Source organism: Luteibacter sp., from assembly GCF_036500425.1.
Classification (GTDB): domain Bacteria; phylum Pseudomonadota; class Gammaproteobacteria; order Xanthomonadales; family Rhodanobacteraceae; genus Luteibacter.
Window position 1 is genome coordinate 67,613 of record NZ_DASYCB010000017.1, and the last position, 19,781, is coordinate 87,393.

Annotated in this window: 15 protein-coding genes; 11 read left to right on the forward strand and 4 right to left on the reverse strand. The window is 64.5% G+C overall.

The annotated features are described in order from the left end of the window. The first annotated feature begins 15 nt into the window (after window positions 1-15). Both VGN46_RS03950 and VGN46_RS03955 read left to right on the forward strand, forming a co-directional pair. Entirely contained in the window at window positions 16-711 is a 696-nt protein-coding gene (locus VGN46_RS03950) for a c-type cytochrome (protein ID WP_331640861.1), read from the forward strand. A gap of 4 nt (window positions 712-715) precedes the next feature. Further along, window positions 716-1,936, forward strand: a complete 1,221-nt coding sequence (locus VGN46_RS03955) for a cytochrome c (RefSeq protein ID WP_331640863.1) — start codon at window positions 716-718, stop codon at window positions 1,934-1,936. On the opposite strand, the gene VGN46_RS03960 is transcribed toward VGN46_RS03955, so the two are convergent. After that, window positions 1,912-2,439, reverse strand: a complete 528-nt coding sequence (locus VGN46_RS03960; protein WP_331640865.1) for a mismatch-specific DNA-glycosylase — start codon at window positions 2,437-2,439, stop codon at window positions 1,912-1,914. The two genes, VGN46_RS03955 and VGN46_RS03960, sit on opposite strands and share 25 nt — an antisense overlap. Before the next feature lie 149 nt (window positions 2,440-2,588). Here VGN46_RS03960 and VGN46_RS03965 point away from each other — a divergent pair, with 149 nt between their 5' ends. Next, complete coding sequence (locus VGN46_RS03965; protein ID WP_331640867.1) at window positions 2,589-3,143, forward strand: DUF1003 domain-containing protein; 555 nt, start codon at window positions 2,589-2,591, stop codon at window positions 3,141-3,143. Window positions 3,144-3,314: 171 nt separating this feature from the next. Here the strand turns inward: VGN46_RS03965 and typA are convergent, their stop codons facing one another. Then, window positions 3,315-5,159 (reverse strand): translational GTPase TypA, encoded by a 1,845-nt coding sequence (gene typA / locus VGN46_RS03970; protein ID WP_331640869.1) that lies wholly within the window; start codon window positions 5,157-5,159, stop codon window positions 3,315-3,317. A 128-nt stretch (window positions 5,160-5,287) separates the two neighbouring features. Further along, the gene (locus VGN46_RS03975; RefSeq protein WP_331640871.1) at window positions 5,288-7,504 is read right to left on the reverse strand and encodes a pilin; all 2,217 of its coding nucleotides are present in this window, start codon (window positions 7,502-7,504) and stop codon (window positions 5,288-5,290) included. Between the two features lie 219 nt (window positions 7,505-7,723). On the opposite strand from VGN46_RS03975, the gene VGN46_RS03980 reads away from it, so the two are divergent. From VGN46_RS03980 to VGN46_RS04000, 5 genes are all read left to right on the forward strand, one after another. Continuing rightward, window positions 7,724-9,463, forward strand: a complete 1,740-nt coding sequence (locus tag VGN46_RS03980) for a 3-hydroxybutyrate oligomer hydrolase family protein (protein ID WP_331640893.1) — start codon at window positions 7,724-7,726, stop codon at window positions 9,461-9,463. Window positions 9,464-9,590: 127 nt separating this feature from the next. Beyond that, window positions 9,591-10,097 carry a peptidylprolyl isomerase gene (locus VGN46_RS03985; protein ID WP_331640873.1) on the forward strand — a complete coding sequence of 169 codons (507 nt, stop codon included), beginning with the start codon at window positions 9,591-9,593 and terminating at the stop codon, window positions 10,095-10,097. Between the two features lie 248 nt (window positions 10,098-10,345). Then, window positions 10,346-11,545 carry an aminotransferase class I/II-fold pyridoxal phosphate-dependent enzyme gene (locus VGN46_RS03990; protein WP_331640875.1) on the forward strand — a complete coding sequence of 400 codons (1,200 nt, stop codon included), beginning with the start codon at window positions 10,346-10,348 and terminating at the stop codon, window positions 11,543-11,545. A 37-nt stretch (window positions 11,546-11,582) separates the two neighbouring features. Further along, complete coding sequence (locus tag VGN46_RS03995) at window positions 11,583-12,566, forward strand: malate dehydrogenase (protein ID WP_331640877.1); 984 nt, start codon at window positions 11,583-11,585, stop codon at window positions 12,564-12,566. 156 nt (window positions 12,567-12,722) lie between these two features. Further along, entirely contained in the window at window positions 12,723-13,679 is a 957-nt protein-coding gene (locus tag VGN46_RS04000; protein WP_331640879.1) for a cation diffusion facilitator family transporter, read from the forward strand. A gap of 128 nt (window positions 13,680-13,807) precedes the next feature. Here the strand turns inward: VGN46_RS04000 and gnd are convergent, their stop codons facing one another. Further along, window positions 13,808-14,812, reverse strand: a complete 1,005-nt coding sequence (gene gnd / locus VGN46_RS04005) for a phosphogluconate dehydrogenase (NAD(+)-dependent, decarboxylating) (protein ID WP_331640881.1) — start codon at window positions 14,810-14,812, stop codon at window positions 13,808-13,810. Between the two features lie 326 nt (window positions 14,813-15,138). Between gnd and VGN46_RS04010 the strand changes: the two genes are divergently transcribed. From VGN46_RS04010 to VGN46_RS04020, 3 genes are all read left to right on the forward strand, one after another. Further along, window positions 15,139-17,070, forward strand: coding sequence for a M1 family metallopeptidase (locus VGN46_RS04010; RefSeq protein WP_331640883.1), 1,932 nt, complete (start codon window positions 15,139-15,141; stop codon window positions 17,068-17,070). Window positions 17,071-17,081: 11 nt separating this feature from the next. Beyond that, entirely contained in the window at window positions 17,082-17,699 is a 618-nt protein-coding gene (locus VGN46_RS04015; protein ID WP_331640885.1) for a Pr6Pr family membrane protein, read from the forward strand. Between the two features lie 102 nt (window positions 17,700-17,801). Next, the gene (locus VGN46_RS04020; RefSeq protein ID WP_331640887.1) at window positions 17,802-19,634 is read left to right on the forward strand and encodes an ABC transporter ATP-binding protein; all 1,833 of its coding nucleotides are present in this window, start codon (window positions 17,802-17,804) and stop codon (window positions 19,632-19,634) included. Window positions 19,635-19,781: the final 147 nt, after the last annotated feature.

Consider the following 19,781-nt stretch of genomic DNA (forward strand, 5'->3'; position numbering starts at 1 on the left):
CCAGGGGAGCTGGCGATGCGACGTTCGTTCGGATGGATCGTGCTGGTGGCGCTTGCGTTCACCGCGCAGGCGCAGGATTCGGCCAGCGTGCCGGATACCTTGCAGCAACGTATTGCCGCTTGCACAAGCTGCCACGGCGCTCAAGGGGAGGGCGGTGAGAACGGCTTCAATCCACGCCTCGCCGGCAAGCCTGCCGGATACCTCGTCCGCCAGATGCAGGATTTCAAGAAGGGCCTGCGTCACTACGAGATCATGGAGTACATGGTCGCGCCGCTCGATGAGGCCTACATGCGTGAAATCGCCGAGTACTTCGCAAGCCAAGACGTGCCCTACGCGAAGCACCCAACCCCGGCCATGTCGCCTGCGGCCATCGCCCGCGGCGAGCAACTGGTGACGAAGGGCGACCCGGCGAAGGGCGTACCCGCCTGCATGGCCTGTCACGGGCCGAACCTCACCGGCGTCCAGCCCGATATCCCGGGGCTGGTCGGCCTGCCGTACGACTACATCAGCGCCCAGCTCGGCTCATGGCGCACGAACACGCGCAACACCACCCCGCCCGATTGCATGGCGACGGTGGTCAGCCGCCTCACCGACGCCGACATCAGCGCTGTCTCCGCATGGCTAGCCACGCGCCCCGTACCCCCGGGAGCGCACGCGGAGCCTCCCGGCAGCGTGACCCCACCGCTGCACTGCGGCGTACTGGGAGGCTGACCCCATGAAAACCTTCCTCTACACGCTACTACTCATGCTTGCCGCCACCCCTTGTAGGAGCGCGCTCGCGCGCGATCCTCTAGCCGACGGCCAATACCTCGCCACGATCGGCGACTGCGCCTCCTGCCACACTTCCCGCAACGGCAAACCCATGGCCGGCGGCCGCGTCGTCCCGACACCCTTCGGCGCCATCCCTTCGCCCAACCTCACGCCCGATCGCGAGACCGGCCTCGGCAACTGGTCAGCGGATGATTTCTACCAGGCCCTGCACAGCGGCAAAGCCCACGATGGCACCTCGCTGTATCCCGCATTCCCGTTCACCTCGTACACCAAGGTGACGCGTGCCGACAGCGATGCGATGTACGCGTACTTCAAATCCCTGCCAGCGGTACGCAACCCGAACACGCCCGACACGCTGCGCTGGCCGTACCGCATGCGCTCGTTGATGGCGACATGGCGGCTGATGTACTTCGATGAAGGTGAGTACCGGCCCGATCCGAAACAGAACGCACAGTGGAATCGCGGCGCTTACCTCGTGCAGGGCCTGGGCCACTGCAACGAGTGCCATGCGAGCCGGAACAGCTTCGGTGCGATGAGCACAGACCCCTTCCTGGCCGGCGGCCTGGTCCCGGTGCAGAACTGGTACGCGCCGGATCTCTCGATGGGCAAGGAAGGTGGTCTCGCCGGCTGGAGCGAAGCCGATGTCGTGGCCTTGCTGAAGACAGGTCGCTCACAGAAAGGCAGTGCGCTCGGGCCTATGGCGGAGGTGGTGCTGAAGAGCACGCAACACCTGACCGATGCGGATGCATCGGCCATCGCCGTATACCTGAGGTCTCTGCCAGAACGCGCGCCCGTTCGTCAGCGCGGTAACGCCGTCGATGCCGAGACCGTCGCAAAGGTGGGGCAAAGCATTTACGCAAAACATTGCGCCGAGTGCCACGGCGCAGATGGGCGTGGGAAGGGCAATGCCTACCCAGCGCTTGCCGGCAATATTTCCGTGCGCGAACCAACCGGCATCAATGCCATTCGCGTGGTGCTCTCAGGCGGCTTCACCCCCGCGACCGCGAGCAACCCGCGCCCGTATTCCATGCCGCCGTTTTCGCAGGTCTTGAACGATGACGATGCGGCGGCAGTGGTGACCTATATTCGTCATGCGTGGTCGAACGGTGCCTCGTCGGTCTCGCCGAACGATGTACGAGCCTACCGCTCCACGCCTGGCACCTGACGCACCTCGTCGGCCATCGCCTGCCACACCGCGAGGTTCCATGAACCTCGCGCCTGGCCGGAGGGTGAGGGGAGCACCCACGCGAGCGCGCCGGCGAAAGGTTCGGGTTGCCGCCCGATCGTGATGTGTTTGCCGAGTGCGGCCATGCCCGCCTGCTTGCTGGTGAACGCGATGACGCAGGGTGCGTAGCGTTCGATCTTCGCCCGCAATGCGTCGGCATCGAAAGCGCCGCGCGGCAGCTGATTATCGTTACCGTGATGATATTTCGCGACATCGGTGAAGCCGATGCCGAAGCCTGGCATCAACGGAAATTCGGCGGGTGCCAGCAGGCGTGGCGTCAGGCCGGTTGCGTGTACCGCGCGCCAGAACATGTTCCCGGGGTGCGCGTAATACGCGCCATCTCGCGCGGAGCGCGTGCCAGCGGCCGTACCGCAGAACACCAGGCGCAGGCCCGGCCCAAGCACGTCGGGGAGGATGTGGTGCGTCGAATCGGCATCGCTCATGACCTCACTTTACCCGAGACATGCAGGAGCGCGCTTGCGCGCGATGGGTCGTACGGCAAAACCGATCGCGCGCAAGCGCGCTCCTACAAGAGCTGGGCCCCCGGTGGCGTGGTAGCGTTCGGCATCAGATCGTCTGCCGGGAACACGCCATGACCAACCACACCACCAACCCTGACCAGGCTGCCCGCCACTGGTTTTCAAAGGGTCTCGATGACCTTGGGCATGCCGAACGGCATCTTATCGATCACCTGTTGCAGCGGACGCTGATCGCCAAGAACGTCAACGAGGCGTTCGTTGAGGATATGAGCTTCGGTGAGCGCCTGGCCGACAAGGTCTCGCGGTTCGGCGGCTCGTGGACTTTCATCCTGACCTTCATCGGGATACTCGTCGTCTGGACCGGCTTGAACGCCTGGCTCCTGCACAAGCCGTTCGACCCGTACCCGTTCATCTTCCTCAACCTGCTGCTCTCGATGCTGGCGGCGTTCCAGGCGCCGGTGATCATGATGAGCCAGAACCGCCAGGCCGAGAAGGATCGGATGGATGCGACCAACGATTACAAGGTGAACCTGAAAGCCGAGATCGAAATCATGGGCCTGCATGAAAAGCTCGACCAGATGCGCAACGACCAGCTTCAGCTGATGTTGATGAAACAGCAGGAGCAAATCGATTTGCTGCTGAAGCTGGTACGCGAAAAAGGCGATTGACCTGTACGAGCGCGCTTGCGCGCGATCGGGGCTCGCGGCAAGCTCCTATCGCGCGCAAGCGCGCTCCTACAGAAAGCGGGTGTCGCGGGGGAGGGCGGATCGCAGGAAGGTGGGCGAAGCGGGAAAATTGCAGGCAAGAAAAACCCGGCTTTCGCCGGGTTTTTTATTCGTTTAACCGCGCGATGCCTTCTTGCGGTCCTGTTCCGTCAGGTGCTTCTTGCGCATGCGGATTTCCTTCGGCGTGACTTCGACCAGCTCGTCGTCGTCGATGAAGTCCAGCGCCTGTTCCAGCGTGAACTTGGTCGCCGGGGTCAGCTGGATCGCATCGTCCTTACCGGAGGCGCGCATGTTGGTCAGCGGCTTCGGCTTGATCGCGTTCACGGTCAGGTCGTTGTCCTTCGCGTGGATACCGATCAGCTGGCCTTCGTACACCGAGTCACCTTCGGCGGCGAACAGCTTGCCACGCTCCTGGAGCGGCCCAAGCGAGTAAGCCGGGGTGGTGCCGCCTGCGTTGGCGATCATCACGCCGTTCTGGCGCTTGGCGATCGGCGCCGGCGTGTACGGACCGTAGTGCTTGAACACGTGGAACAGCAGGCCCGAACCCTGGGTGAGGGTCTTGAACTGGTTCTGGAAGCCAATCAGGCCACGCGCCGGGATTTCATACTCAAGGCGGACGCGGCCGTTGCCGTCGGACACCATGTTCTTCAGGTCACCCTTGCGGATGCCCAGGCGCTCCATGACGCCACCCTGGTGGATTTCTTCAACGTCGATCACCAGCTCTTCGATCGGCTCCATCTTCTGGCCGTCGATCTCCTTGAGGATGACTTCCGGACGCGACACGGCCAGCTCGTAGCCTTCGCGACGCATGTTCTCGATCAGCACCGAGAGATGCAGTTCGCCGCGACCCGAGACGAGGAACTTGTCGGCGTCGGAGCCGTCTTCCACGCGCAGTGCCACGTTGTGCACCTTCTCGCGGTCGAGGCGCTCGCGCAGCTGACGGCTGGTGAGGAGCTTGCCGCCGGAGAGATCCTTGTTGCCGACGAACGGCGAATTGTTGACCTGGAAGGTCATGCTGATCATCGGCTCATCGACGCTCAGCGCGGGCAGCGCTTCCGGCGAGTCCGGCGAGGTGACGGTGTCCGAAATGGTCAGCTCGGGAATGCCGGAGATGGCGACGATATCGCCTGCTTCGGCGGAATCCTGCTCGATACGCTCGAGGCCGAGGAAGCCGAGCACCTGGACGACCTTGCCCTGGCGCTTCTTGCCTTCGCGATCGATCACGGCAACCTGCATGCCCTTCTTCAGGGTGCCACGCTGGATGCGGCCAATGCCGATGACGCCGACGAAGTTGTTGTAGTCCAGCTGGCTGATGCGCATCTGGAAGGCGCCTTCCGGATCCACGTCCGGCTTCGGTGCGTGCTGCATGATCGCTTCGTAGAGCGGGGTCATGTCGCCTTCGCGGACGTTCTCGTCCAGCGAGGCGTAACCGTTCAGCGCCGAGGCGTAAACGATCGGGAATTCCATCTGCTCATCGGTCGCGCCGAGCTTGGCGAAGAGATCCCACACCTGCTCGACCACCCACTCCGGACGCGCGCCCGGACGATCGACCTTGTTGACCACGACGATGGGCTTGAAGCCCATGGCGAAGGCCTTCTGGGTGACGAAGCGGGTCTGCGGCATCGGGCCGTCCATCGCGTCGACCAGGATCAGCACGGTATCGACCATGGAGAGCACGCGCTCGACTTCGCCACCGAAGTCAGCATGCCCCGGGGTGTCGACGATGTTGATGCGGTTCTTGACGCCCTTCTTCTTGTCTTCCCAGGTGATGGCCGTGTTCTTGGCCAGGATCGTGATGCCACGCTCCTTTTCCTGGTCGTTCGAATCCATGACGCGTTCGGCGAGCACGGTACGCTCGTTCAGCGTGCCCGACTGCTTAAGCAGCTGGTCGACGAGGGTGGTCTTGCCATGGTCGACGTGGGCGACGATGGCGATGTTGCGCAGGAATTCGATGGACATGCGTCGTGCACCGGCGTTTTCGCCGGGCGGCCTCTTTGGGATGGGAAGCCGCCGATTATAAAGACTTTTTCAAACTTTCGCATGACGGCGCCGGGGCCCGGTCTCGGACCCCGGCGCGACCCGGCCCTTTACGGCTCGATGGGCTCGTCCCGGCAGGCCGCCGGGAGGTACTTTGGCTCGATCCCATCGGCCGAGCAGCGCCACTGGATGGCCTTACCCTCGACGGCCGGGGTGAGGATCAACTGGCCACTTTCCAGCTTCTCGTTGGCCTTGTGCGGCGGGGTGGTGTCGAACGTCCCGACGATCTCGCCGCCGGGGCCGATCTCGATGCTACCCAGGTAATCGCCCCCGAGCGTCTCTGGCTTGCCCAGGCCGGCCGCCGCGTTGGTGGCCGGGAACTTGCCGGTGGTGAGCCGGTGCTCGGCCACGGCGGCCTTCACGGCGTCCATGGATGCGACGGCCGAGCCTACCTGGCTACGGATCATGTAGACCTGGTACTGCGGGATGGCGATAGCGGCAAGGATGCCTGCGGTAGCGATCGTCGCCACGCCCGTGGCACCGCCGCCTGCGCCGGCTAGCTCGAAGGGTGACTGCTCGTAGGTGACCGAGAAGGCGAGGGTCTCCTTGTCGACCTCCATGCCCGCGCCGATCACGCCCTTGTCGGGCAGGCCCAGGGTATGCGCGGAGGGCAGGGCTGCGACGTTACCATCGGATCCCGAGATGCCCTGGATGGCCTGGAGGATCGACAGATAGGTGTAATAGGCATCGCGCTGGGCGCCGTGGCTGGTCGCCGAGAACCCAGCCAGAGTGCGCTGGCCGGGGAACGCATGCGCCTTGAACCAGTCCTCCATCGAGGCGTCGGGGCCGGCGGCGACGCGATCGGACAGGGCTTGCGGGACCTTGGCGAAGATGGCCCAGTCGCCTTCCTCGACCCACCACGCCCGTCCGCCCGTCCGTGCGAACAGACGCATGATGCCCTGGACCTCGGCCGGCGTATTCGGCTCGAGCTGGTCATCGATCGTCGTAGGCGAGGTCAGCCAGTGCACCTCGGCGCCATCGACCTTGGTGGTGCCGGTCTTCCAGCCGAACTGGGCGTTCTGCGCGATGCGGTCGCGCCAGGCCTTCCAGTCACGCACGCGCACGGCGGTATAGGTGCCGGCGTCATCGGCGAAGAAAACGTACTCGGGCCCGAACCAGCTGAAGTACTCGGTGGGCGCCATGTGCAGGCGCTTCTGGATCTTGTCGCCGAACTCGTTGATCTTCTTCGCCCCGTCGGGACCGAAGTCGAGGTTGATGTTGCCCGCCATGGTCTTCCAGGCGTCGGCGGTGGGTGCGGCGAAGGTGAACGCCCAGTGCGCTTCGCCCACGGTCTTGAACGTGGGAGCGAACGACGTAGGGGCGAGATACTGCAGCAGCCGGGCCTGCGGCGAGTGGATCAGGAATTGCGCCTGGCCGCGCCCGTTGACCGTGCCCGCGCCGAAGGCAATGGCATCGGCCTTGGCGGCGAAGTCGGCAGGCAGCTTGCCCAGCGGGGAGTCGCCGGCCTGTGCGGCGGCGATGGCGCCGACACCGCGTACGGTCACCCAGCCGAAGAGACCTTCGCCCGAGGTATCGATGCGGGCTTCCAGCGCGCTGAGCAACGGTGGGGCGGTGCTCGCCGAGGCCTTGCCGACGTCGGCGATCAGACTGGCCAGCGTGGCCGGGTCACCGGGTGCCGGGCCGTTCGGCATCGGCACACCGACGCTGATCCAGAGACGGTGCTGCCCGGCGTCATAGCGCACGGCACCCGAGCCGCCGGCGAGCTGGCCGTTGCCCTGGGCATCCAGTGGCGCGGCCAGGATCGGGGAGTTCGGTGAGAGCGCGGCGAGCCGTGCATTGAAGGCGTCGACGTTCGCGAAATCGAGGGCCGCGGTGATCAGGCCATGCGATGCAGGGGAGGGGATGCCGACCGGATCGATCAGCGCCACTTCGAGTGGCGAACGCAGGTCGCCGAGCAGCAGGTTTACCGCAGGCGCAATCTTCAGGTCAGCCAGGACTTTGTCCTTGGCGAGCGCGTCGCGCACCGTGGCGATGGCATCGAGGTTCGCTTTCGCCGAGAGCGCGGCGTCGAGCGGCCGGCCATTCGGCACGGCGTTAAGCATGCCCCACGGCGAGGGGATGCGAACGTAGGCGACCGTCTGTGCGGGCAGGTGCTGGCGCAGCCATGCCGGTGAAGAGAGAGCGGCTTGAGCCGCGGCGACCGCCTGCGGATCAGCGCTTGGGGCTTCGTCTTTCTTATGGCAGGCCGCGAGGCCCAAAGCGGCGGAAATGGCTGCCGAAAGCAGCACGGTACGACGGGCAATCATTGCTCGGTATCCCCTGGGTTCGTCCGGCTCCTGCCGGTAGGCTGGAGCATAGCGTGCGGTGGGGGGTTACGGGGTGTTGTAGGAGCGCGCTTGCGCGCGATGGGGGCTCGCGGCAAGCGCGATCGCGCGCAAGCGCGCTCCTACGGGGGGCGTTAGCGTCGCGTGGGTTGCGCCGGTATCGTTGCGTATCCGAACGGCAGGGCTTCCAGCGTGTCCGATATGTTTCGTGGGGTACTTGAGACACATCATCGCCACGGTGATGACTTGCTGAGTGCAGGACTCCGCTTGCCTGCCCTTGCAGGTGCGCCAGCGAAATTCGCGAATCCTGCCACGCCCACGCCTGCAGAGTTGCGCCGGCGAGCCATCCAGAGCAGTTGGCGCGGCATCGCTGACCTTGGTCCGCTGGGAGGATATGGCAGCGTCTACGGGGCCGTGCCTGACGTGCCGGGTCGCGAATTCACCACAGGGGTTCGCTTGCCTGGCGCGCGCCACCCGCATCGCGTGCTTGCCCAGGTGCCGGATGCGTTCGATCACGAAAGCCGCTGTCTGGTCGTGACGGCTTCGTCGGGTTCGCGTGGCGTTTATGGACCTATCGCCCTGGCGGGTGCGTGGGGTTTGCCACGCGGCTTCGCGGTGGCTTACACCGACAAGGGTACGGGTGCGGGCTATTTCGACCCTTCGGATAACAGCGGCGTCGCGCTCGATGGCACGCGTGCGAAGGCAGGTGAAGCCGCGCTGGAATTTGAACCGAAAGACCTTGCGGCGGATGCAGGCATCGCGACGAAACACGCGCATTCGGGCGATAACCCGGAAGCCGATTGGGGGCGCCACGTGTTGCAGGCAGCACGCTTTGGTCTGGCGATGCTGGATCGTGCGTTCCCGGATGAGGCGCCGTTCACGCCGCAAAACACGAAGATCATCGCCACCGGCATTTCCAACGGTGGCGGTGCCGTCCTTCGCGCCGCGGGCGATGACACTGACGGCATCCTTTCTGCGGTGGTTGCGCTCGAGCCCAACATTCATGCGCCAGGGCGGGGCAGGCCGTTCTACGACTACGCAACCGAGGCGGCCGTGTGGCTTCCCGCCGCGCTAGGTGCTCCCGAATTCGATGGTGTGCCGTTCGCTCGCGTCGGCATGGTCTCGCCGCCGGCGTGGGCCCTGCGTGGTGCGTCGCTAAGGGCGCACGGCAAGCTTTCCGGCGCAACGCCGCAGATGCAGTCGAGCGAGGCGTTAGCGAAGCTGCGCGCATCGGGCTGGCGCGATGAAGCGCTGAAGGCGGCGGCCTCGTCGGCGTCGCTTGATGTGTGGCGCGCCGTTTCGGTGGCCTATGCCTCGGCGTACCTGCGCCGCGGGCCCGCTGACATGCCATGTGGCTTTTCCTACCGCATCCAGCATGCCGCGGCGGTCGCAACACCGATCGACGCGGTGCTTCGTGCCGCTTGGTGGGCGGACGGATCGGGTGTGCCGCCGCACGCCGGGATCGGCCTGGAGGGTGGGACCGACCTGTCGTTGGACCCCACGCTGCCGGGTTGCCTCTGCCTGCGCGAGCTTTGGGCCGGGAAGGGGAGGGACACGGAGAAACTTCGCAAGAGTGTCGCGGCGACCCTCGCAGGCCTGCCGCGAGAAAACCTGCCCATCTTCGTCGTCCACGGTACCGACGACGGCCTGATCCCCGTCGCCTTCAGCTCCGAGCCTTACGTCGCCTGGCTACGCGCCTCCGGCCGCTCCCCGGTGTTCTGGAAAGTCCCCCACGCCCAGCACTTCGACGCCTTCCTCGCCTTTCCGGATTTCGGCGACCGCCACGCGCCGTTGCTGCCCTTCGGCTACGCGGCGCTCGACCGGGCCTGGGCTCATATCACCACCGGGCGGCCGCTCCCTGAGGACGCCCTGGTCCGGGATACCCAGCCGCGTGGCCCTGGGGCAGTCACGGCCAAGACGCTCGCCTTGCCCTCAAGCTAATCCTTTCATCACGTACCGCCGCTTGAGTTATTGGGCCCCGGGCGCCATCTTCGTTTACCTTTGCATCCCCCCGGGCGGGGCGCGCCGAGCGTCTTGCCTCGACTATCAACGAGTTACAGGAAATACGATGACCATTAATGTCACCATGAAGACCAACAAGGGCGACATCCACCTGCGCCTGCACGACGAAAAGACCCCCATGACGGTCGCCAACTTCGTGAACCTGGCCAAGCGTGGTTACTACGACGGTCTGTCGTTCCACCGCGTCATCGCCGATTTCATGGTCCAGGGCGGCTGCCCGGAAGGTTCGGGCCGTGGCGGCCCGGGCTATCGTTTCGGTGACGAATTCGACAGCAGCCTGAAGCACGACAAGCCGGGCATCCTGTCCATGGCCAATGCCGGCCCGGGCACCAACGGCTCGCAGTTCTTCATCACCCACGGCCCGACCCCGTGGCTGGACGGCAAGCACAGCGTCTTCGGCGAAATCGTGGGCCCGGCCGACCAGGCCGTGGTCGATGCCGTCCGCCAGGACGACACGATCGAGAAGGTGGAAGTCTCCGGCGACGTGGATGCGCTGCTCGAGAAGCAGGCCGCCAAGGTCAAGGAATGGAACGAAGTGCTCGACGCTCGCTGATTCCTGCGGTGCCTTGAGACCGAAAACGCCGCCTTCAGGGCGGCGTTTTCGTTTCACGCCCCGGCCCCTGTAGGAGCGCGCTTGCGCGCGATCCGCCGGCACGCGGCCAGCGTGAGGCAAGCTCCATCGCGCGCAAGCGCGCTCCTACAAGGGGGCGCGCGCCCGTTGTTTGCGGGCGAAGCAAGCGCCCGGGTCGCCCGGCCATGGTAAAGTGGCGGCCTTTGTTCTGTCCCCGAGACGAGGAAACGATGCCGCAGCTCGCCAAGCGAATGGGTCGCGCCAAGCCCAGTGCGATCATGGTTATTGCCGAGAAGGCCAAGCGCCTGAAAGCCGAGGGGCGCGACATCGTCAGCTTCTCGATCGGCGTCCCCAATTTCCTCCCCGGCGAGCACGTCTACGCCGCCGCCCGCGAGGCGCTGGCGAAGGATTCCGGCCAGTACGGCAGCAACCGCGGCGCCGATGCGCTGGTTAATGCCTTCCTCAAGCATATCGAAGCCTTGGGCCTGACCGGCTACAAGCCGGAGAACGTCAGCACCGGCGTCGGTGCCAAGCAGATCCTGTACAACTTGGCCGAAGCGCTGCTGGATGAAGGCGATGAAATTGCTTTCCCGGCGCCGTACTGGACCAGCTACCTCGATATCGCCGAGATCGTCGGCGCGAAGATCAACATCCTGCCGTGCCCGCCCGAGCAGCACTACAAGCTCACCCCGGCACAGTTGGAAGAGGCCCTGCAGCGCAAGCCGCGCGTGTTCCTCTTCAACAACCCCTCCAACCCCACCGGCATGGTCTACACGCGCGATGAAATCGCCGCGCTGGCCGATGTCATCGCGAAGTACCCGGAGACCTGGGTCATCACCGACGACATCTACAACACCATGGTGTTCGACGGCGTCGGTTACCACAACTTCGTACATGTGCGTCCGGAGCTGAAGGACCGCGTGATCTTCGTCGATTCGCTGTCGAAGACGTACGGTATGCCCGGCTGGCGCGTGGGTTTCATCGCCGCGCCGGAAGTCGTGGCCAAGGCTGTCACCACGCTCAACTCGAACCACATCACCAGCCTGCCGGAAGTGGTCACCGCCGCTGCCGTCGCCGCGCTGGCGGGTCCGCAGGATGTGCCCGCGCAGAAGTGCGTGGAGTTCTCCGCGAAGCGTGACCGCGTGTACAACGCGCTGGTGTCGATCCCCGGCGTGGTCTGCCCGCGTCCGCAGGGCGCGTTCTACGCGTTCCCCGATATCTCGGTGGCCTTCGGCAAGTCGCACAACGGCGTCGCCATTAGCGATGACGTCAGCTTCTGCGCTGTGCTGCTCGAAGCCAAGGGCGTGGCTTGCGTGCCGGGTTCGGCCTTCGGTGAGCCGCGCGCGCTGCGTATCTCTTATTCGTGCCCGGACGAAGCACTCGACAAGGGCATGGCCCGCATCGTCGAGTTCTTCGCCGAGCTGAAGTAATCGTCCGTTCCAAGCCGTATTCCTGAGGAGTCGAAAGATGAAAGCACCCGTTCGCGTTGCCGTGACCGGCGCAGCCGGCCAGATCGGCTATGCCCTCCTGTTCCGTATCGCCGCTGGCGACATGCTGGGCCCGGACCAGCCGGTGATCCTGCACCTCCTCGAAATCACCCCGGCCCTCCCGGCCCTGCAGGGTGTGGTGATGGAGCTCAACGATTGCGCATTCCCGACCCTGGCGGGCGTGGTCGCCACCGATGACCTCAATGTCGCGTTCAAGGACGTCGATTACGCGCTGCTCGTCGGCGCCCGTCCGCGTGGCCCGGGCATGGAGCGCAAGGATCTGCTCGAAGCCAATGGCGCGATCTTCGGTCCGCAGGGCAAGGCCCTGAACGACCATGCCAAGCGTGACGTGCGCGTGCTGGTGGTTGGCAACCCGGCCAACACCAATGCGCTGATCGCCCAGCAGAACGCTCCGGATCTCGACCCGAAGTGCTTCACCGCGATGGTCCGCCTCGACCACAACCGCGCCCTGTCGCAGCTGGCCGAGAAGACCGGTTCGCACTCGACCGATATCAAGAAGCTGACCATCTGGGGCAACCACAGCTCCACCCAGTACCCCGACCTGCACACCACCACGGTCAAGGGCAAGGCGGCGCTGGAGCAGGTCGACCAGGCCTGGTACGAGTCCGATTTCATCCCGACCGTGCAGCAGCGCGGCGCGGCGATCATCAAGGCGCGTGGCGCGTCGTCGGCCGCTTCGGCTGCCTCGGCCGCCATCGACCACATGCGTGACTGGACCCTCGGCACCGCCGAAGGCGATTGGGTCTCCATGGCGATCCCGTCCGATGGTTCGTACGGCGTCGAGCCGGGCGTGATCTTCGGCTACCCGGTCACCGTAAAGGGTGGCAAGTACGCCATTGTCCAAGGCCTGGCGATCAACGCGTTCTCGCAGGCGCGCATCGACGCGACCGAAAAGGAACTGCGCGAAGAGCGCGCTGGCGTCGAGCACCTGTTCGCCAAGTAAGGGCGGGGTTCCCGCCACGCGGCGACGCGCGGCACCCCCAAACCTTCTGTAGGAGCGTGCTTGCACGCGATGGGCCTTGCGGTAACCCCCATCGCGCGCAAGCGCGCTCCTACAAGTTTTTACGCCCTCACTACGCCATGCTGCCCACCATCAGCCATGGCCACCGAAAAGACCTTCATTGTTTATGTCGCGCTGGCAGCCAATGTCGGCATCGCCGTGGCCAAGTTCATCGCCGCCGCGTTGACGGGCAGCGCCGCCATGCTTTCGGAAGGCGTGCATTCCCTGGTCGATAGCGTCAACGAAATCCTCCTCCTCTACGGCCTGCGTCGTTCGCACAAGGCGCCTGACCGCCAGCACCCCCTCGGTTACGGCCGCGAGCTGTACTTCTGGAGCTTCATCGTCGCGCTGCTTGTACTAGCGTTGGGCGCGGGCTTTTCGTTGTACGAGGGTGTGAACCGCATCCTGGCACCCGAGCCACTACGCGACCCCACGGTCAGCTATATCGTGCTTGGCATCGCCGCGTTGTTTGAAGGCACCTCTTGGTACCTGTCATTGAAGAGCGTGCAGCGCCGGAAGGGCAAGATGGGTTACTTCGAGGCGTTTCGCGGGTCGAAGGATCCGACAACGTTCACGGTACTGTTCGAAGACAGCGCCGCCTTGCTCGGCCTCGCCATCGCGGGCCTCGGCATCTACCTGTCACACGCCTTGAACGAGCCGCGCCTGGATGGCTGGGCATCGATCGGCATCGCGGTCGTACTGGCGCTTGCGTCGGTGTTGCTAGCGCGTGAGAGCAAGGCGCTGCTGATCGGCGAAGCGGCCACGCCACACTTGCTCGACAAGGTTTGCAGGATCACCTCGACCGTGCCGGGCGTGCGCAAGGTCAACGGCATGTTGACCCTGCAATTGGGGCCTGATCAGGTGATGGTCGCGCTATCCACCGAGTTCGAAGACGGCCTGACCACCGTGCAGATCGAAGAATGCGTGCGGCGGATGGAGGCGGCCACGCGTGATGCGCAGCTCCCGATCGTGGCGTTGTTCGTCAAGCCGCAAACGCCTGAGCAGTGGAAAGACCGGACCAAGCGAATGGACGAAGGTGACTGGCAAGCCCTTTAACGCACCCGACCCTTGTAGGAGCGCGCTTGCGCTCGATGGGTGCTTGCGGCCTGGCCCATCGCGCGCAAGCGCGCTCCTACACAGGGTGCATAGAGAGACGGCGCCCTCGGGCGCCGTCGTTGTATCAGTTACGAGTGCTCGCCTTCTTTCGGCGGGGTGCCGCGGCCTTCGATATGGCCGCCGAAGCCCATGCGCATGGCCGATAGCAGGCGCTCGGCGTAAGTGTGGTCCTGGCGCGAGCGGAAGCGGGCGAACAGCGCGGAGGTGAGGACTTCGGCCGGCACGGCTTCTTCGATCGCGGCGTTGACCGTCCAGCGGCCTTCGCCCGAATCGTTGACGTAACCGGAGTAGTTATCCAGCTCCGAACCCTTCGCCAGCGCACTGGCCGTGAGGTCGAGCAGCCACGACGAGACCACGCTGCCACGACGCCAGACTTCGGCGATGTCGGCCATGTCGAGGTCGTAACGTTCGTGTTCCGGCAGGAAATCGGCGTTGCGGTTCTTCAGGATATCGAAACCTTCCGCGAACGACTGCATCATGCCGTACTCGATGCCGTTGTGGATCATCTTGACGAAGTGACCGGCACCGGCCGGGCCGGCATGCATGTAGCCCTGCTCGACGCGCGGGTCGCGGCCATCGCGGTCTTCGGTGCGCGGGATATCACCGGCGCCCGGGGCGAGGGTCTTGAAGATCGGATCGAGGTGGTCGACCGTGGGCTTGTCGCCGCCGATCATCATGCAGTAGCCGCGATCCAGGCCCCAGACGCCGCCGGAGGTGCCGACGTCCACGTAGTGGATACCCTTCTGGGCCAGTTCCTTGCCGCGGCGCGCATCGTCCTTATAGAACGTGTTGCCACCGTCGATGATGATGTCGTCCTTGCCCATCAGGCCAGCAAGCTGCTGGACGGTGGCTTCGGTGATCTCGCCAGCCGGTAGCATGACCCAGACGGCCTTGGGCGAGGGCAGGGCCTTGACCAGGGCTTCAACCGAGTCGACGGCCTGCGCGCCATCCTTTGCCAGGGTAGCGCGGGCGTCAGCGCTGACGTCAAAGACGACGGTCTCGTGACCATCCCTCATAAGCCGGCGGGCGATATTGCCGCCCATGCGGCCCAGACCGATCAAACCGATTTTCATGCGTGGGGTCCTCGTGGAAACATCGTGGGGAATATGCGGCTAGCCGTGTGGGATGCAAGGTATACCAATGGATAAGACGCGCATTGGAAAAATGCCTCGGCATCGAATCCCGGTCCACGCGAACACATCGCGTGGGATCCGGCACGGATGGCGTCGCTCATTGTAGTCGATCAGTCAGCCATGCCCCGGCTTGGATATCGCGCCATCATGCCGCCTGGGGTGGGAAGATTTCGTCATGTGTTGGGGCTGGACCCCTGACTTCCGGCACGGTTGGGGCCAAGCCGTGGGCACGGGTAGTCTGCTCCGGTCGTCCCACGAGTGTTCCCATGAACCGCACGATCTGCCTTTCCCTTGCTGGCCTGGCCCTGGCCACCACACTGGGTGCCAACGCCGGCACCTACGATCCGCGCGAGACCTTCGCACCGTTTACGTACCCGCAGCCGGTCAACGCCTATCGCTCGGGCAGTGGCATGCCCGGCCCGCTGTTCTGGCAGAACCGCGCGGACTACGACCTGGCCGCCACGCTGGACCCGGTGAAGAACACCCTGGTTGGGAAAGCCACCATCCACTACACGAACAACAGCCCGGATGCGCTGGATGTGTTGTGGCTGCAGATGGACGAGAACCGTTTCACCGAGGACGCCCGTGGCAACTTCACAGGCGACAAGATGGCCAAACAACACACCGATGGCTATCGCATCGCGTCGGTCACGGTGAGCCAGGGCGGTTCGGCGGTGAAGGCGCAGTATGTCGTCGCTGACACCCGCATGCAGGTGCGCTTACCGGCGACATTGGCGGCGAAGGGCGGCAAGGTCGATGTCACGATCGAATATTCTTACGACCTGCCCGGTGATTTTGGCGGTCGTACCGGCTTCGATCCATCGAAGAACGGCAACATCTACGAGATGGCCCAGTGGTACCCGCGCATGTGCGTTTACGACGACCAGCGCGGCTGGGATACGGCGCCGTACCTCAACAGTGAGTTCTACCTCGAGTACGGCGATTTCAATTACGCGATTACCGTGCCCTCGAACATGATCATCGCCGGCTCGGGCGAGCTGGTGAATCCCGGGGACGTGCTGACGAAAACGCAGCAGCAGCGCCTGGCCAAGGCGCGCGAGAGCGATACGACGGTGATGATCCGCACGCCGGACGAAGTGACCGATGCGTCCAGCCGGCCGCAGCAGGGCGGCACGCTAACCTGGAAATTCCGCATGAAGAACACGCGTGACGTCGCCTTCGGCGCATCCACCGCGTACGTGTGGGATGCCGCGCGGATCAACCTGCCGGAAGGGAAGAAGGCGCTGGCGATGTCGGTGTATCCGGTGGAAAGCGCGACCGCGAAGCTGTGGGGCCGGTCGACTGAGTTCCTGAAGGCATCCGTCGAGCATTTCTCGACCAAGTGGTACCCCTACCCGTATCCGGTGGCGATCAACGAAGGTGGCAGCGCCGCCAGCGGCATGGAATATCCCGGCATCGTGTTCGACCCGATGCAGGCCCCGGCCAAGCCGCTGCACATGGTGACGGCGCATGAGATCGGCCATACCTGGTTCCCGATGATCGTGGGCAGCGATGAGCGCCGTAACGCGTGGATGGACGAGGGCTTCAACACCTTCATCGATGTCTACGAGATGGACGCGTTCAACCACGGTGAGTTTGGGCCCAAGCGCGATGGTGAATACGCACCGAAAGGCGGCAACCCGATGGATGGGATCCTCCCGTTGCTGGCCGATCCCGATGCGCCGAGCCTGCTGATGGGCGCGGACATGGTGAAGGAAAAATACCGCCACCCGGCGACGTACTACAAAGCGGCGCTGGGCCTGGTGCTGCTGCGCGAAGAAATCATCGGGCCGGAGCGCTTCGATCCGGCGTTCCGCAAATACATCGCCACCTGGGCCTACAAGCATCCCTCACCGTCGGATTTCTTCCGCCTGATGGAAAGCGAGGCGGGCGAGGATCTCGGCTGGTTCTGGCGCGGTTGGTATGCCAATAACTGGCAGCTGGACCTGGCCGTGAGCAAGGTCGATGGCCAGGTCGTGACCATCGAGAACCGCGATCAACTGGTCATGCCGGCCACGCTGCGTGTGACCTTTGACGACAAGAGCACGAAGGACATCCGCATCCCGGTGGAGACCTGGCAGCAGCACAAGAGCTTTGACCTCACCGTGCCGGGTACCCATAAAGTGGTGGCGGCAGTGATCGATCCCGACCACAAGGTGCCCGACCGCGACCGTTCCAATAACGGCTGGCCTCGCTGATACTGCGCGGCATGCCCAAGCGTGCCGCCCTTGCCAACCTTTTCGCCGTGCTCGTGGCGGCCGTCGCCTGGTCGGCGCTGCTGCTGCAGTACTGGCTGATGCTCTGGTCCGGGCCGGCGGCTGAGGTCACGGTCCGGTTCCTGAGTTTCTTCACGATCCTTTCGAACCTGCTGGTCGCCCTGGTCGCTGGTTCGGCGGTCACGGGCGGTGACGTGGCGATCCTGCGCGTATGGCGCGGCCCGTGGATCCGGGGGCTCGCCGCCCTGTCGATCACGGTGACCTGCCTGGTTTACGCCACGGTGCTGCACAGCCTGTGGCACCCGCAAGGGCCGCAGCTGCTGGCCGACCGGGCGCTGCATTACGTGGTGCCGGTGCTTTACGTGTTCTGGTGGGCCGCCTTGCTGCCGCATGGGGCGTTGCGCTGGGCGGATGCCTTGCGCTGGCTGGTGTTCCCGGCCGCATTCGCCGCGTGGACCTTCCTGCGCGGGGCCATGGTTCATGAATACCCGTATCCGTTCATGGATGTCAGCCAGCTCGGCTATGCCCAGGTCCTGCTCAATACCGGCATCACCGGCGCCGTGTTCCTGATTTTAGGCCTGATTTTCGTCGCTTTGGACCGCCGCCTGTAGGAGCGCGCTTGCGCGCGATGGGTGCTCGCGGCAAGGTCCGATCGCGCGCAAGCGCGCTCCTACATGTCTGCCTGCAACCTAAGGGGGCGTACACTAGGCCGCATGATCTTCCGTTGGTTTGAATCCCTGATCGATATGTTTCGGGAGGCGCCGGATACGGCGCCGCCGAAGACCGTCACGCGCTTTTACCTCTACTACCTGCGCCAGGTGTGGAAGTTGTTCGCCGTGGCGCTCTTGGTAGGCCTGATCGTCGCGCTGATTGAAGTCGCCTTGTTCGATTTCCTTGGCCGTGTCGTCGATATGGCACAGAAGACACCTGCCGCGGTCTTTTTCCAGACCCACTGGCACACGCTGCTGTGGATGGCCTTCGTGGTGATCATCCTGCGGCCGCTGTTCCTCGGCCTGCACGATTTGTTGGTGAACCAGGCGATCAATCCTGGCATGACCACCATGATGCGCTGGCAACATCATCGCTATGTGCTGAAACAGAGCTTGGCGTTCTTCCAGAACGATTTCGCCGGGCGCGTGGCCAACCGCATCATGACGACGGGCCCATCGCTGCGCGAATCGGCCATGCAGGTGGCCGATGCCTTGTGGTATGTCAGCGTTTACGCTGGCACCTCGGTCTACCTGTTCGCCAAGGCTGACCTGTTGCTGGCGCTGCCCCTGGTCCTGTGGATCGGTGGCTACATCGGCATGCTCGCCTTCTTTGTCCCGCGGGTGAAGGATCGGTCCTGGCACGCCTCCGAGGCGCGATCGAAGCTGATGGGCCGCATCGTCGATGGTTACAGCAACATCATGACGCTGAAACTCTTCGCCCATACCAACCGCGAAGAGCTCTACGCCAGGGAAGCCCTGGAAGAACAGACTGACAAGCTGCGTGCCCAGAATCGCATCATTACCTTGATGGATTTTTCCATCACCTCGCTCAACGGGCTGCTCATCGCTGGCACCAGCGCGCTGGCGTTGTGGCTGTGGGTGCGTGGCAGCGTGTCGACGGGCCAGGTGGCGCTGGCCGTGGGCCTGGTCATCCGCATCAACAATATGTCCGGCTGGATCATGTGGGTAGTGAACGGCATCTTCGATAACGTCGGTACCGTGCAGGATGGCATCACCACCATCGCCCAGGAACGCACGGTCGTGGACCGCCCTGATGCGGTGCCGCTGCGAGTCGCCCACGGCGAGGTCCGGTTCGACGACATCCACTTCCACTACGGAAAGGCCGGTGGTGTCATCGGCGGACTCGATCTGATCGTTCGTCCGGGCGAGAAAATCGGCCTGGTCGGCCCATCCGGCGCGGGCAAGTCCACGCTGGTCAACGTCATGCTGCGCCTGTACGACCTGGAAGACGGGCACATCCTCATCGATGGCCAGGATATCGCCCGGGTGACCCAGGAATCGTTACGCTCGAAGATCGGTGTGGTCACCCAGGATACCTCGCTGTTGCATCGCTCGATCCGCGACAACCTGCTCTATGGCCGGCCTGACGCCAGCGAGGCCGAGATCGCCGATGCGGTGCGCAAGGCGCGTGCAGATGAATTCATCCCGCTGCTGGCGGATGGGGAAGGGCGTACGGGCTACGACGCCCATGCCGGTGAACGCGGGGTCAAACTCTCGGGTGGCCAGCGGCAGCGCATCGCTATCGCACGCGTCCTGCTGAAGGATGCACCGATCCTGGTGATGGACGAGGCCACTTCGGCGCTGGATTCCGAGGCGGAAGCCGCGATCCAGGAGAGCCTGGAAACCCTGATGCAAGGCAAGACCGTCATCGCCATCGCCCACCGGCTCTCGACGATCGCGCGGATGGATCGACTGGTAGTCATGGATAAGGGGGCGATCGTGGAAACCGGCACGCACGCCGAGCTGATCGCGCACGGCGGCCTCTACGCACGCCTGTGGGCCCACCAGACCGGCGGCTTCGTCGGCGTGGAATAACCCGGGCCCTGTTGCTCACCGCAATCCCCGAGCCGTTGTAGGAGCGCGCTTGCGCGCGATGGGTGCTCGCCGCAAGACCCAGCCCTTGTAGGAGCGCGCTTGCGCGCGATGGGTGCTCGCCGCAAGACCCATCGCGCGCAAGCGCGC

Coding starts and splice junctions, on each gene's coding strand:
- VGN46_RS03950 (WP_331640861.1), top strand. CDS start 16: ATGCGACGTTCGTTCGGATGGATCGTGCTGGTGGCGCTTGCGTTCACC.
- VGN46_RS03955 (WP_331640863.1), top strand. CDS start 716: ATGAAAACCTTCCTCTACACGCTACTACTCATGCTTGCCGCCACCCCT.
- VGN46_RS03960 (WP_331640865.1), bottom strand. CDS start 2,439: ATGAGCGATGCCGATTCGACGCACCACATCCTCCCCGACGTGCTTGGG.
- VGN46_RS03965 (WP_331640867.1), top strand. CDS start 2,589: ATGACCAACCACACCACCAACCCTGACCAGGCTGCCCGCCACTGGTTT.
- typA (WP_331640869.1), bottom strand. CDS start 5,159: ATGTCCATCGAATTCCTGCGCAACATCGCCATCGTCGCCCACGTCGAC.
- VGN46_RS03975 (WP_331640871.1), bottom strand. CDS start 7,504: ATGATTGCCCGTCGTACCGTGCTGCTTTCGGCAGCCATTTCCGCCGCT.
- VGN46_RS03980 (WP_331640893.1), top strand. CDS start 7,724: ATGTTTCGTGGGGTACTTGAGACACATCATCGCCACGGTGATGACTTG.
- VGN46_RS03985 (WP_331640873.1), top strand. CDS start 9,591: ATGACCATTAATGTCACCATGAAGACCAACAAGGGCGACATCCACCTG.
- VGN46_RS03990 (WP_331640875.1), top strand. CDS start 10,346: ATGCCGCAGCTCGCCAAGCGAATGGGTCGCGCCAAGCCCAGTGCGATC.
- VGN46_RS03995 (WP_331640877.1), top strand. CDS start 11,583: ATGAAAGCACCCGTTCGCGTTGCCGTGACCGGCGCAGCCGGCCAGATC.
- VGN46_RS04000 (WP_331640879.1), top strand. CDS start 12,723: ATGGCCACCGAAAAGACCTTCATTGTTTATGTCGCGCTGGCAGCCAAT.
- gnd (WP_331640881.1), bottom strand. CDS start 14,812: ATGAAAATCGGTTTGATCGGTCTGGGCCGCATGGGCGGCAATATCGCC.
- VGN46_RS04010 (WP_331640883.1), top strand. CDS start 15,139: ATGAACCGCACGATCTGCCTTTCCCTTGCTGGCCTGGCCCTGGCCACC.
- VGN46_RS04015 (WP_331640885.1), top strand. CDS start 17,082: ATGCCCAAGCGTGCCGCCCTTGCCAACCTTTTCGCCGTGCTCGTGGCG.
- VGN46_RS04020 (WP_331640887.1), top strand. CDS start 17,802: ATGATCTTCCGTTGGTTTGAATCCCTGATCGATATGTTTCGGGAGGCG.